Origin of the sequence: Comamonas brasiliensis, assembly GCF_018292285.1 — a bacterium.
GTDB classification, from domain to species: Bacteria; Pseudomonadota; Gammaproteobacteria; order Burkholderiales; family Burkholderiaceae_C; genus Comamonas; species Comamonas brasiliensis.
Genome location: NZ_JAANES010000003.1, coordinates 792,308 through 806,208, shown reverse-complemented (window position 1 = coordinate 806,208; position 13,901 = coordinate 792,308). Strand labels below are relative to the sequence as shown.

Genomic DNA, 13,901 nt, shown 5'->3' with positions numbered 1-13,901 from the left:
CCCGCGCAAAGCCCCGCAAGCCGGGGTTTTTTTTCGGCTGCTGCAAAACCCTAATGCACATGTGCAGCCAAGGTTCTTGCCAGGACTGCCTAGAATGTTTGGCCTCCATTGAAAAGACCGCAGAACATGACGCAGGGCCTGATCCGTATCCGTGGTGCTCGCCAGCACAATCTTCGCAATCTGGACATCGATATCCGCACCGGTGAGCTGACCGTGGTCACCGGCCCCAGCGGCTCGGGCAAGTCCAGTCTGGTGTTCGACACCTTGTACGCCGAAGGTCAGCGTCGCTATGTGGAGACCTTCTCCGCCTATGCGCGGCAGTTCCTCGATCGCATGGACAAGCCGGCCGTGGACAAGGTCGAGGGTGTGCCGCCGGCGATTGCCATCGACCAGACCAACCCGGTGCGCAACTCGCGCTCCACCGTGGGCACGATGACGGAGATCAACGATCACCTCAAGCTGCTGTTTGCGCGCGCGGCCCAGCTGTTTGACAGCAGGACGGCCCTGCCGGTGCGCCATGACACGGCGGACAGCATTTACGCCGAACTTGCCCAGCGCTGCGAGGCGGCGGGCGATCCGCGCATTGCCATCACCTTCCCGGTGGAGCTGCCGGCCAATACCTCGGCCGAAGAGGTGGAGCAATGGCTGTCTGCCAGCGGCTTCACCAAGGTGCAGGCCGAGCGCGAGGTGGAGCGCGCTCATGCGGCCAGTGACGAAGCCGCCAAGGGCAAGAAAAAAGCCAAGCCAGCCCCCGAGAAGATCAAGGTGCTGGATGTGATTGCCGACCGCTTTCGCCTCGGCAAGGCCGAGCGCTCCCGCGCCATGGAGGCGATCGAGGTGGGCCTCAAGCGCGGCAGCGGCAGGCTCACGGTGTATGTGCTGCCCGAGAGTGCTGCAGAGGCGGCCGAGCCCGAGCTGTGGAAGTTCTCGCTGGGTCTGCATTGCCCTGAAAGCAATCTGACCTATCAGGAGCCGATTCCCTCGCTGTTCTCGTTCAACTCCGCTGTGGGAGCCTGCGATGCCTGCCGTGGTTTCGGGCGCGTCATCGGGGTGGACTGGGGTCTGGTGATTCCGAACGAAAAACTCACCTTGCGCACCGGTGTCATCAAGCCGATCCAGACGCCGGCCTGGAAGGAGATTCAGGACGACCTGATGCGCCACTCCGAGGCCGAAGGCATTCCACGCGATACGGCCTGGTCCAAGCTGACCCAGGCGCAGAAGGACTGGGTGATCGAGGGCTCGCCCAACTGGAACGGCAAGTGGAGCCAGACCTGGTATGGCATTCGTCGCTTCTTCGAGTACCTCGAAAGCAAGGCGTACAAGATGCATATCCGGGTGCTGCTGTCCAAGTACCGCAGCTATACCGAATGCCCGAGCTGCGGCGGTGCCCGCCTCAAGACCGAGAGCCTGCTCTGGCGCATTGGCAGCAAGCAGGCTGCCGATGCCGTGCTGCCGCCCGGCGACGAGAGCGGCAGATACCAGCGCTTCATGCCGCAGGCAGTGGGCTGGAGCCGTGAGCAACTGGAAAGCCTGCCTGGCCTGTGTCTGCATGATCTGATGCGTCTGCCGATCACGCGCCTGCGCGAGTTCTTTGCACAGCTGGTGCCCAGCGAGGCAGCCGACAGGAACGATGGCGAAACCCAGGCCTTGAAGATGCTGCACGCCGAAGTCATGACGCGGCTGCAGTATCTGTGCGATGTGGGCATAGGCTATCTCACGCTGGACCGCCAGAGCCGCACGCTGAGCGGCGGCGAGGTGCAGCGCATCAACCTCACCACCGCTTTAGGCACTTCGCTGGTCAATACCTTGTTCGTGCTCGACGAGCCATCGATAGGTCTGCACCCGCGCGATATGGAGCGCATCACCGAGGCCATGCAGCGCCTGCGCGATGCGGGCAATACGCTGGTTGTGGTGGAGCATGACCCGGCCGTGATGTTTGCCGCCGACCGCATGATCGACATGGGTCCTGGCCCCGGTGCGCGCGGCGGCCAGATCGTGTTCGACGGTACACCCGAGGATTTGCGCCAGGCCGATACCCTGACCGGCGCCTATCTGGGCGGGCGCAAGCAGGTGGGTTTCGGGCTCAAGCGCATGGTGACCGAGAGCACGCCGCGCCTGATTCTCGAAGGCGCGCGCGAACACAATCTGCGTGACATCAGCGTGGACTTTCCGCTGCAGCGCCTGGTCACCATCACCGGCGTTTCGGGCTCGGGCAAATCCACGCTGATCCAGGATGTGCTGGTGCCAGCGCTGATGCGTCACTTCGGCAAGCCCACCGATGCGGCGGGCGCGTTCGAGCGCCTGTTGGGCGCGGACCATCTGGCCGATGTGATGTTCGTAGACCAGTCGCCGATCGGCAAGACGGCGCGCTCCAACCCGGTCAGCTATGTGGGCGCCTGGGATGCGATCCGCGAGCTGTTCGCCGTGGCGCCGCTGTCGCGCCAGCGCGGCTACACCGCTGCCAAGTTCAGCTTCAACAGTGGCGACGGCCGCTGCCCGACCTGCGGCGGCTCGGGCTTCGAGCATGTGGAGATGCAGTTCCTCTCAGACGTCTATCTGCGCTGCCCGGACTGCAACGGCACGCGTTATCGCCCCGAGATTCTGGAAGTGAAAATCGAGCGCAACGGCCAGCCGCTGAATGTGGCCGATGTGCTGGAACTCACGGTGGCCGAAGCCGCGCTGCTGTTTGCGCAGGACCGCGACGTGATCCGCGCGCTGCAGCCCATCGTCGATGTGGGCCTGGAATACGTGAAGCTCGGCCAGCCGGTGCCCACGCTGTCGGGCGGCGAGGCACAGCGCCTCAAGCTCGCCGGCTTTCTGGCCGAGGCGGCCAAGGCACAGTCCAAATCCAAGCAGTCGCTGGCCAAGAAAGGGACGCTGTTCCTGTTCGACGAGCCCACGACCGGCCTGCATTTCGAAGATATCGCCAAGCTCATGCGCGCATTGCGCAAGCTGCTGGAAGCAGGCCACTCGCTGATCGTCATCGAACACAACCTGGACGTGATTCGCGCCAGCGACTGGCTGATCGATCTGGGCCCTGAAGGCGGTGATGGCGGCGGTCTGATCGTCGCCGAGGGCACGCCCGAGGAGGTGCGCCATGTGAAGGAGTCGCACACGGCCCAGGCCCTGCGCGAATACGACCTGGCCATGGGCGTGGGCGGCGAGGCGGTGCGCGAAGTCGCTCCCATGCTCTACAAGCCCCAGCGCAAGGCCCAGGCCGAAAAGGCGCCGCAGGCCAAGAACGCGATCGAGATCGTCAATGCCAAGGAACACAACCTCAAGTCCCTGAGCGTGGATGTGCCACGCGGCAAGTTCAATGTGGTGACCGGGGTGTCGGGTTCGGGCAAGTCCACGCTGGCTTTCGACATCCTGTTCAACGAAGGCCAGCGCCGCTATCTCGAATCGCTCAATGCCTATGCACGTTCCATCGTGCAGCCTGCGGGCCGTCCCGAGGTCGATGCTGTCTATGGCATACCGCCCACGGTGGCCATCGAGCAGCGCCTGTCGCGCGGCGGTCGCAAGTCCACGGTGGGCACGACCACCGAGGTCTGGCACTTTCTGCGCCTGCTCTATGTGAAGCTGGGCGTGCAGCACTGCATCCACGACGATGCCATCGTGCAGCCGCAGACCGAGGAAAGCATTGCCGCGCAGCTGATGACGAATTTCCGCGGCCAGACCATAGGCCTGCTGAGTCCGTTGGTCGTCAACCGCAAGGGCGTCTATACCGAGCTGGCCGACTGGGCCAGACCCAAGGGCTATACGCATCTGCGCGTGGACGGCGAGTTTCTGCCGACCACGGGCTTTCCGCGCATAGATCGCTTCAAGGAACACACCATCGAGCTGCCCGTGGCCAGCGTGACGGTGACCGCGGCCAATGAGAAGGAGTTGCGCGGCCATCTGCGCCAGGCACTGGAAATCGGCAAGGGCGTGCTGCATGTGCTGTCCGGCATCGAGAACCTGGCCGACGCCATGCAGGGCGGCCGGAGCACGGCCGGCATCGGCGCGCTGCAGGTGTTCTCCACCCAGCGTGCCTGCCCGATCTGCGCCACCAGCTATGCCGAGCTGGACCCGCGTCTGTTCTCCTACAACAGCAAGCATGGCTGGTGCCCCGATTGCGTGGGCACGGGCGTGAAGCTGACCAAGGACCAGCGCAAGGTCTATGACGACACCTTGCTGGCCGACGACAACCGGGGTCGGGAGGTGAAGTTCGAGGGCCAGGAAGTGGAAGATCTGGCCGAGGTGGAATGCCCCAAGTGCCACGGCACACGTCTGAACCCCGTGGCGCGAGCCGTGAAGTTTCACGACGAGGCGATTACCGATATCGCCCAGCTGTCGGTCAGCGATGTGCGCCACTGGATACAGAGTCTTGAGCTTACGGGCCGCGAGGCCGATATTGCGCGCGACCTGATTCCCGAGATTCAGAGTCGTCTTGAATTCCTGGAAGAAGTCGGTCTCAACTATCTGACGCTGGACCGCGGCGCTCCCACCCTGAGCGGGGGCGAAGCCCAGCGCATCCGTCTGGCCGCGCAGCTGGGCAGCAATCTGCAAGGTGTCTGCTATGTGCTGGATGAGCCCACTATCGGCCTGCATGCGCGCGACAACCAGATTCTGCTCAATGCCTTGCACAAGCTCGGCGACAAGGGCAACACGCTGGTGGTGGTGGAGCACGACGAAGACACGATTCGCCGCGCCGATCACGTGATCGATATCGGTCCCAGCGCCGGCATTCGCGGTGGCCGTCTGGTGGCCGAGGGCACGGTTGCCGACATCATGGCGGCCAAGGACTCGGTCACCGGGCGCTATCTGCTGCACGCCATGCGCCACCCTTTCAAGCCACGTCTGTGGGTGGGAGAGGGCGAGCCTCCGGTGCAGCCGGCCGCTATCAATGCAGAAGCTTCTGACGCTGGCGATATGGAGATTTCAGATAAAAAACCATCCAAATCCAAGAAAAAGAAGGCGGTAGCTGCTACTGAAAATGTGGTGCAGCAAGACAGCGACGCACTGCACTGGCTCACGGTGCTGGGCGCGAATCTGCACAATCTGCAGAATGTGGACGCGCGCGTTCCGCTCAAGCGCCTGGTGGGCGTGACCGGCGTTTCGGGCTCGGGCAAGTCCACGCTGGCGCGCGATGTGCTGCTGAGCAATGTGGCGGCCTGGGTGCAGCAGCGCTCGACCAAGGCCGGCCGCGATGCCATGGATGCCGGCAAGTCGCCGGCGCTCGTGGGCTGCAAGGGGCTCAAGGGCTTCGAGACCATCGACCGCGTGCTCGAAGTCGATCAGACTCCGATCGGCAAGACACCGCGCTCCTGCCCCGCGACCTACATCGGCTTCTGGGACACGATTCGCAAGCTGTTCGCCGAGACCCTGGAGGCCAAGGCCCGCGGCTATGCGGCCGGCCGCTTCTCGTTCAACACCGGCGAAGGCCGTTGCCCGGCCTGCGAGGGCCAGGGCGTGCGCACCATCGAGATGAGCTTTCTGCCCGATGTGAAAGTGCCTTGCGAAGTCTGCCATGGCGCACGCTTCAACCCCGAGACGCTGGCCGTGACCTGGCGCGGCAAGAGCATTGGTGATGTGCTGCAGATGGAGGTCGATGAGGCCGTGGAGTTCTTCGCCTCCATGCCGTCGATTGCCCATCCGCTGCAGTTGCTCAAAGACGTGGGTCTGGGCTATCTGACCCTGGGTCAGCCATCGCCCACGCTGTCGGGCGGCGAGGCCCAGCGCATCAAGCTGGTGACCGAGCTGACCAAGGTGCGCGACGATATCGGCCGACGCGGACAGAAGGCTCCGCACACGCTGTATGTGCTGGACGAGCCCACCGTGGGCCTGCACATGGCCGATGTGGACAAGCTCATCCATGTGCTGCACCGACTCGTCGATGGCGGCCACAGCGTGGTGGTCATCGAGCATGACCTCGACGTGATTGCCGAGGCGGACTGGATCATCGATCTGGGCCCCGAAGGCGGCAAGGACGGCGGGCGCATCGTGGCCTCGGGGACTCCCGAGGATCTGGTCGGCATCGGCACCCACACCGGCAAGGCACTGGCGCCGGTGCTGGCCAGAGCTTGAGCCTGCAATGCGCAGCAGGGCAATAGGCTGCCACCTATTGCCCTGCCCGGACGGCGTGAACTAAGCGCTGCGGTACTTGCTGGCCGGGGATGCCGGTGCGTGAGCTTCCATCTGCGTTTGCGGTGTGCGTGCAATGGAGCGTGCGCACAGTGCGGAGACCAGACCTGCAAACAGCACGTACAGGCAGATCAGCCAGGGAGAGCCGCCGCTAGCCTTGATCAGACTGGTCGCGATGATGGGGGTGATGCCCGCTGCAAAGATGCCCGAGAACTGATAGACGAAGGAGATGCCGGTGTAGCGCACCTTGGCGTCGAAAAGGTCGCAGAAAAGGGCTGCTTCCGGGCCATAGACCGACGCATAAAGCACGCCAAACGGAATGACGATCGCAGCCCAGATGAGCATCGGGTTGCCGTTGCTGTTCGTCATCAGCCAGAAGGCAGGAAAGGCCGAGATGGCGGTAATGAGTGAGCCCCACATATAGGTGCGGGCACGTCCCATTCGGTCGGACAGGCGGCCAAAGAAAGGGATGGTGAGGCACATCACCACAGCTGCCAGCATCACGCCTATGAGCGCATCGGTGCGCGATATCTTGACGATGTCGCTCAGATAGCTGATGGAAAAAACGCCGAAGACGTTGAAGAAAACACCGTCGATATAGCGTGCCCCCATACCCTTGAGCACGTTGCCGGGATAGCGGCGCATCATGTCAAAAAAGGGAATGGCGGTCTCCGCATTGTGCTCCTTGACGGCGGCAAACTCCGGGGTCTCCTGGACATGTAGACGGATGTACATGCCGACCAGCACCATCAGCCCCGAGATCAGAAAGGCAATACGCCAGCCCCAGGCCATGAACTGCTCATCGGTGCATAGCCAGGACAGCAGTGCCACGATGCCTGATGCCATGAACAAGCCTATGGCCAGGCCGATCTGAGGCAGTGAAGCGTAGAAGCCTTGCTGGTTCTTGGGGGCATATTCATAGGCCATCAGCACGGCGCCCCCCCATTCGCCTCCGAGCCCTATGCCTTGCGCGACGCGCAGCAGCAAGAGAAGAATTGGTGCGGCGATCCCGATCTGTTCATAGGTCGGAGTCAGCCCGATGAGAAAGGTCGAAACGCCCATAATCATGAGCGTGATGACGAGCATGCTCTTGCGTCCGATCTTGTCGCCGAAGTGGCCGAAAATGATGCCTCCAAGAGGTCGGGTTACGAAGCCGACGGCGAATGTGGTGTAGGCCAGGAGAGTGGAGATCAAGGGATCTTCTCCCGGAAAGTAGAGCTTGCTGAACACGATGCCGGCGACCACGCCGTACAGAAAGAAGTCATACCACTCGATGGTGGCTCCGATCAGCGCGGAGGTGACTACCTTACGAACTACCTTGGGATCACTGTCTCTGGCCATGATGTCTCCTGGTGTCTTGTCGCGTGGTTTGAACTTTCAAGCAGTCATGCGACTTGAAACTGCCTTGCGTCCTCTTGGATCAGATCGGCGGCCTTCTCGGCAATCATGACGACGGGGGCGTTGGTGTTGCCTGAGACCAGCGTCGGCATGATTGAGCAATCGACCACACGAAGCCCCTGGATGCCGTGGACGCGCAAACGCGCATCCACCACGGCCATCGGGTCCTGGGCTGCGCCCATGCGACAGGTGCCGCTGGGGTGGAAGATCGTGGCGCCGTTGTCGCGGCAGAACTCCAGCAATTCCTCATCGCTTTGCATCGATGGACCGGGCTTGACTTCGCGCTTGACGTAAGGAGCCATGGCCGCAGATTGAGCAATCTGTCGGGCCGAGCGTATGGCCGCCACATTGGTGCGTTGGTCGAGTTCCGTGCTCAGGTAGTTGGGCTGCATCGCCGGCGGAGCAAAGGGATCTCTGGACCGGATACGCACATGGCCGCGAGATTCGGGACGCAATTGACATACCGACATGGTGAAGCCCGAGTAAGGGTGCACCTTGCCACCGGCCATGTCCGCGGAGAGCGTGGACACATGAAACTGGATGTCAGGTGTGCTGGCGGCGGGGCTTCCGTCCGCATTCTTGAGCGCCCGCATGAAACAGCCGCCTTGATTGATGCCGACGGCCAGCGGACCCGAACGATAAAAAAGCCATTCCAGCCCCAGCTTGGTCGTGCCAATCCATGAGTTCAGCTGATCGTTGGTGGTGATCGGTTTGCTGCACTCATAGCTCAGACGGATCTGCAAATGGTCTTGCAGGTTTTCGCCCACTCCCGGCAACTCGTGCACGACGGGAACTTCGAGGCTTTGCAGCAATGCACGAGGGCCTATGCCCGATAGCTGCAAGAGCTGGGGTGATTGAATGGCGCCGGCGGACAGGATGACCTCTGCATGGGCCATCGCCTTGCGCATCCTGCCGTTCTGGCGAAAGTTCACGCCTATGGCACGTTTGCCGCGCATGATCAGCCCGGTGGCCATGGCGTCGGTTTCAATATGCAGATTGGGGCGGTTGCGGGCGGGACCGAGATAGCCCTTGGCGGTGCTGCAGCGCAGGCCCTTGCTCGTTGTCAGCTGGTAGTAGCCTGCACCTTCTTGCTGGCGTCCGTTGAAGTCACTGGTGCGCGGAACGCCGATCTGCTCGGCGCCTGCAATAAAGGCTTCAATCAGTTCGTGCTTGGCCCCGATATCCGAGACCTTGAGCGGGCCGGCTCCGCCATGGGAGTCGATCGAGCCTCTCGCATTGCCTTCTGACTTGATGAAGTAGGGCAGCACGTCTGCATAAGACCAGCCCGGGTTGCCCAGTGCGGCCCAGTGATCGTAGTCCTGTGCCTGACCGCGCACATAGATCAGGCCGTTGATGGAGCTGCTTCCTCCCAGGGTCTTGCCCCGAGGCCAGTAGATTCTGCGCCCGTTCATATTGGGGTCGGGATCCGTCTCGAAGCGCCAGTTGTATTGAGGACTCCACATGGTTTTGCCATAGCCGATGGGCAAGTGGATCCAGAGGGAGCGGTCGGGAGGCCCTGCCTCCAGCAGCAGGACTTTGTTGCCGGGGTCTTCGGAAAGTCGTGCCGCGAGAACGCATCCGGCAGAGCCGGCGCCGACGATGACGTAGTCATAACTTGCGATCGCATCTGACACAGCAAATCTCCTTGTGTTCTGTTGAGGGGAACTATTAGTTCCTTTTGGTGGAACTCTATGGATGTGCTTGACAGCTGTAATCAGCGCTTTCCCTTGCTCGTGTAAATACCAGGACGCACGGGCTTTTAACTGGCGTATCTGAGAGCTGTGCCATCATTCCCGTCATGCCTGCAGCTATTCCACAAACTGTTTCCGATGTCGCACAGCCATCCCTGGAAGATCCCAGCTCAATGTCGGACCGTGCGCTCGCGGTGCTGGATTACGTGACCCAAAGCAGCGAGCCTCCAGGGTTGATGGAAATCGCCAATGCTCTGAACTTTCCCAAGGCCACGGCTTCGCGTTTGTGCTCTGGATTGGAGTCGCGGCAGTGGCTGACGCGGCACGAGGGGGATCGCAGTTTTGCACCGGGTCCGCGCTTGCTCAGTCTTGCGGTGAAAGCCCTGCAATGCGATCCGCGCCAGGCCTTGCGCCATGAGGTGCTGTCTCAGCTGGTGCAGACGCTTGGTGAAACGTGCAACCTCACGGTGCTGGATGGAACGCGCGTACGCTATCTGGACCGGGTGGAGACGCATTGGCCTTTGCGCATGCAGCTGGAAGTCGGTTCGCAGGTTCCCTTGCATGCGACTGCGAGTGGCAAGCTTTTCCTCGCACATATGGCACCTCAGCGCCGCCTGGACGTTCTGGAAAACCTGGCACTCACACCCTGCACTTCTCACACATTGCAGTCTGCCGCCGCTCTGGCCAAAGAGGTCCGGCAGATTCAAGAGAATGGCTACGCTTGCGACCGCGAGGAGTTCATGCTGGGAATGATTGCCGTGGCCGTACCGATCAAGGATGACAAAGATCTGTGTCGTGCTGCACTGGCAGTGCATGCGCCGCAGGCACGCCTGTCCTTGGAGCAGGCGCTTACGGGCTTGTCGCATCTGCAGGCTGCTGCGCAACGCATGGGCAAGCTGTTGTTTTAGCCGCACCGGCTAAGGCACGGAGCGCCATGCACTGAATGCGGGTTGCGAAGTAAAGAGGTCGCGCCGACAGGGGTCTTGGCATGCTTGAATAACTCAGGAGCGGCCCGGGCAGATGCTGCGGAATGCCTTTCGCTCCGAGTGCCCGGGCAGGTCGGCTGAGGTCGCCCTGGCCCACGACAGCGAAGCTGTGGCTACTGGATCCAGCCGCTTCTCTTGGCGTGAATCCGGGTCCAGCCGTCATCGAGCCGACCGTTGTGAATTTCGCAGGAGGCCTGCTTGTTGACCGTGCTCTCGGAGAAGCCGCCCAGGTAGTTCATCACCGAGATGCGTACGGGAATGGTGATGGTCAGCACCCGCTTGTCTTTGGTGAAGTCCAGAACCTGGGTGTTGGCGGGCAATTGCATCTCTTTCTTGTACCAGTCAAGGCACATTCGTGCTTCCCGTTCATAGACTGCTGCGGGCAGGTGACCGGACGGCGCAGGCAAGGGGCGGGCCGCCTCCTGAGGCACCGAGATGACATGGCCGCTGCCGGACAGCGGAGCGTTCTGCAAGGGCGCAGCGGGGGCGATGGTCGTGCTTGAGCTGCCGGGCGGGCAGTCCGTATCCTGGTACCAGATGCGACTGCCGCTTTCGCACTTCAGAACGGCCGATGCAATGGGGCTGAGAGCGGCAAGCATCAGCAGGGTCAGCAATTTCTTCATGGTCCTGCTTTGAGAAGGTGGATGCAGGCATTGTCCCGGAGATACTGCTGCGGTCAATTGCAGCGGGCGATGAAAAGGCTGCATGGTTGCTGCTGGAAGCCCTGCGTATGCGGCGGCCTGCTGGTCAGTGCCGGGGTGACGGTCGGCAGGCAAGGCCGGGGCATGCAGAAACCGTGGCACTCGCATGCCAGGGCTGTGATGGACGCGCGCGTGGGCATGTCAGCCGCGAACAGCAGGCCGCCGACCGGTGGCGTGATCACGCCCAGCGTGAGGTTGACGATCACCGCCATGGCGAAGAGCGTGGGATTGATGCCTGGGCCTGGGCGGTTTCAGCCATGCTCACATATCGTCAAAGGAAGCCTCGTCGCTGCCGAACAGCGTGGGTCCGTCGTCGCGCAGCAGCTTGAGAATCTGCTGGGCAGCGGGCGACAGGTAGCCGTCCCTGCGGCAGGTCACGCCCAGGTGACGGCGCAGCGTGGTGGCGGCAAGGCGAACCTCCTTGAGCGTGCGGCTGCGCTCCAGCCGCAGCGTGTGGCGCGAGACGAAGGTCAGCAGATCCGTCTTCGCCACCATGCGCGGCAACAGCGGAATGGAGCCCGCCTCGACCTGTACCGTGGGCGGTGACATGCCGCGCGACGTAAAAGCCTGATCCAGCCACTGGCGACTGGGAATGTTGGCGCTGGGCAGGGCCCAGGAGTGCTGCAGCAGCGCGGCCGGCGTGATGCGGGATTTTTCGAAGATGGGATGCGTGCGGCTGGCGGCCACCACGACCACATCCTCGACGATGGGGTAGGAGACCAGTTCCGCATCGCCTTCGGCCGTCAGACCGATCAGCAGGTCGAGCTGACCTTCTCGCAGGCGGTCGCGCAGTTCCCAGCTCGGGCCGATCACGATGCTGATGGTGATCTTGCGCCCGCCGGCAAGCGCCTTGCTGCACAGCTCGGGCAGCAGATGGTCGGCGGCTACGGGGCCGCTGCCTATGCGCACATGGCCCGAAATCCCCTCGTTGAAATCGCGTACCTCGCGCAGCGCCTCCTGGCTGGCGTTGCGCAGCATGCGTGCGCGGGCCAGCAGCACCTGCCCTGCGGGCGTGAGCTGTATGCCGCGCCCGGCGCGCTCGAACAATGCTCCGCCCACTGCCTGTTCCAGCCGCTGCATGCATTTGGTCAGCGCCGGCTGGGTGCGGCCCAGCTGTTCGGCAGCCCGTCCAAGGTGGCCCAGCTCGGCCACGATCTCGAAGAAGCGCAGATCGCGCAGATGCAGGTCCATCGATGAATAAAAGTGATGATTGAATGAATATTATCGAATAGACGGAATGATTGATGCTGACAAGAATCCGGGCTCATCGGAGTCCTTATGTCAACACAAGCCTTTACCGTTTTCGTCACCGCTCCCAAGCTGGCTTCCAGCGGGGCGGATCTTCTTGCCAGGGCCGGTGCGCGGGTGATCTATCTGGCGCCCGGCGATGATGCCGGGGCGGTGGAGCGCATCATGGCCACCGAGCCCGTCGATGCCGTGATCTCGCGCACCCTGGAGCTCTCGGCACACGCCATCGCTTCGTGCCCCACGCTCAAGGTCATCTCCAAGCATGGCGTGGGCGTGAGCAATATCGATGTGGCCGCAGCCGGCGCGCGCGGCATTCCGGTCTATGTGACGCCCGGGGCGAACGCGCAGTCCGTGGCCGAGATGACCCTGGGCCTGCTGTTTGCTGCGGCCCGCCGCATTGCCTGGATGGATGCGGAAGTGCGCGGCGGCCGCTGGTCGCGCGCCCAGGACGGCATCGAGCTGTCCGGCAAGACGCTGGGCCTGGTCGGCTTCGGTCAGGTCGGCCAGCGTGTGGCCCAGGTTTGCCAGGCCCTGGGCATGCAGGTGGCCGCCTTCGATCCGGCGCTGCAGGCCAGCCCCGTGGCGGGTGTGAAGCTGCTGGCTTCGCTGGACGAGTTGCTGCCGCTGGCCGATGTGCTCAGTCTGCATGTACCGCTCAACCGGCACACCCGCTGCATGCTGGACACGGCGCGACTGGCTCGCCTGCCGCAGGGCGCCATCCTGATCAACACCGCACGCGGCGAAGTGGTGGACGAACCCGCACTTGTCGAGGCCCTGCGCAGTGGCCACCTGCATGCGGCCGGTCTGGACACCATGGCCGTGGAGCCCCTGCCTGCGGACTCCGCACTGGCGGCCCTGCCGAACGTGGTTCTGACGCCGCATGTGGGTGGTTCCACGCCTGCGGCGCTGGCCGCCATGGCCGCCGGTGCGGCCGCTAATGTGCTGGGCTGGCTGCAAGGCCGGCCCGTGGCCGCCAGCCGTTGCGTGAACCCCGAGGTCCTTGAATCCCATTCCTCTTTTTCCGGAGAACCTGCATGAGCAATAGTGCAAAACAGTGGCCCGCGGGCTATCGCATCAATCCGCGCGTCCCTGGCCCCGAGGCCGAGGTCGTCGAGGCATTCAAGTCCATTCCGGTGGCGGCCATCGGCGACTCCATGAGCCGCAATGTCGGCACTCTGGGTCTGCGCCAATACCACGCCAGGCTCGATGCCGTGCTCTGCGGGCCGGCCGTCACCGTGCGTGTGCGCCCCGGCGACAACCTCATGATTCACAAGGCGCTGATGATGGTGCAGCCCGGCGATGTGTTGGTCATCGACGGTGGGGGCGATGTCTCCCAGGCCCTGGTCGGCGGTCTGATGCGCACCACCTGTGTGGCGCGCAAGCTCGCCGGCCTGGTGATAGACGGTGCCATCCGCGATCTGTGCGAATGGGCCGAGGAAGGCATGCCGATCTTCGCGCGTGGTCACACCCATCGAGGTCCCAGCAAGGATGGCCCGGGCGAGATCAATGTGCCGGTTTCCTGCGCCGGCATGGCGGTGCTGCCCGGCGATCTGATCGTGGGCGATGCCGATGGCGTGATTGCCGTGCCTGCGGCGGATGCGGCCGAGATTCTGCAGCGCAGCCGGGCGCATCTGGTCAAGGAAGCCGCCATCCGCGAAAGCAATCGCGAGGGCACTGCCGACCCCGAGCGCTTCGATGCGGTGCTGCGCGCCAAGGGCCTGCCGGTCTGAGGCGGGACATTCATTCAGGAGACA

9 protein-coding genes are annotated in these 13,901 nt (G+C 63.1%); 4 read left to right on the top strand and 5 right to left on the bottom strand.

Translation table 11 applies throughout. From position 1 onward, the window contains the following. Nucleotides 1-126: 126 nt before the first annotated feature. The gene (uvrA, locus tag DJFAAGMI_RS16280) at nucleotides 127-6,066 is read left to right on the top strand and encodes an excinuclease ABC subunit UvrA (protein ID WP_211457905.1); all 5,940 of its coding nucleotides are present in this window, start codon (nucleotides 127-129) and stop codon (nucleotides 6,064-6,066) included. Between the two features lie 60 nt (nucleotides 6,067-6,126). On the opposite strand, the gene DJFAAGMI_RS16275 is transcribed toward uvrA, so the two are convergent. Both DJFAAGMI_RS16275 and DJFAAGMI_RS16270 read right to left on the bottom strand, forming a co-directional pair. After that, nucleotides 6,127-7,464 carry an MFS transporter gene (locus tag DJFAAGMI_RS16275; protein WP_211457904.1) on the bottom strand — a complete coding sequence of 446 codons (1,338 nt, stop codon included), beginning with the start codon at nucleotides 7,462-7,464 and terminating at the stop codon, nucleotides 6,127-6,129. Nucleotides 7,465-7,508: 44 nt separating this feature from the next. After that, nucleotides 7,509-9,155 (bottom strand): GMC family oxidoreductase, encoded by a 1,647-nt coding sequence (locus tag DJFAAGMI_RS16270; protein WP_211457903.1) that lies wholly within the window; start codon nucleotides 9,153-9,155, stop codon nucleotides 7,509-7,511. 230 nt (nucleotides 9,156-9,385) lie between these two features. Here DJFAAGMI_RS16270 and DJFAAGMI_RS16265 point away from each other — a divergent pair, with 230 nt between their 5' ends. Beyond that, nucleotides 9,386-10,120 (top strand): IclR family transcriptional regulator, encoded by a 735-nt coding sequence (locus tag DJFAAGMI_RS16265; protein ID WP_249334376.1) that lies wholly within the window; start codon nucleotides 9,386-9,388, stop codon nucleotides 10,118-10,120. A 191-nt stretch (nucleotides 10,121-10,311) separates the two neighbouring features. Here the strand turns inward: DJFAAGMI_RS16265 and DJFAAGMI_RS16260 are convergent, their stop codons facing one another. The 3 genes from DJFAAGMI_RS16260 to DJFAAGMI_RS16250 are packed head-to-tail and all read right to left on the bottom strand — an operon-like array spanning nucleotide 10,312 to nucleotide 12,090. Next, the gene (locus DJFAAGMI_RS16260) at nucleotides 10,312-10,821 is read right to left on the bottom strand and encodes a hypothetical protein (protein WP_211457901.1); all 510 of its coding nucleotides are present in this window, start codon (nucleotides 10,819-10,821) and stop codon (nucleotides 10,312-10,314) included. A 53-nt stretch (nucleotides 10,822-10,874) separates the two neighbouring features. Further along, nucleotides 10,875-11,111 carry a hypothetical protein gene (locus DJFAAGMI_RS16255; protein WP_419095616.1) on the bottom strand — a complete coding sequence of 79 codons (237 nt, stop codon included), beginning with the start codon at nucleotides 11,109-11,111 and terminating at the stop codon, nucleotides 10,875-10,877. Nucleotides 11,112-11,160: 49 nt separating this feature from the next. Next, on the bottom strand, nucleotides 11,161-12,090 hold the full coding sequence (locus DJFAAGMI_RS16250) for a LysR substrate-binding domain-containing protein (protein WP_087085177.1): 930 nt from the start codon (nucleotides 12,088-12,090) through the stop codon (nucleotides 11,161-11,163). Nucleotides 12,091-12,177: 87 nt separating this feature from the next. Between DJFAAGMI_RS16250 and DJFAAGMI_RS16245 the strand changes: the two genes are divergently transcribed. Next, nucleotides 12,178-13,185 (top strand): hydroxyacid dehydrogenase, encoded by a 1,008-nt coding sequence (locus tag DJFAAGMI_RS16245; protein WP_211457900.1) that lies wholly within the window; start codon nucleotides 12,178-12,180, stop codon nucleotides 13,183-13,185. Next, nucleotides 13,182-13,877, top strand: coding sequence for an RraA family protein (locus tag DJFAAGMI_RS16240; RefSeq protein ID WP_211457899.1), 696 nt, complete (start codon nucleotides 13,182-13,184; stop codon nucleotides 13,875-13,877). The genes DJFAAGMI_RS16245 and DJFAAGMI_RS16240 overlap by 4 nt, the downstream gene beginning before the upstream one ends. The last annotated feature ends 24 nt before the right edge of the window (nucleotides 13,878-13,901 follow it).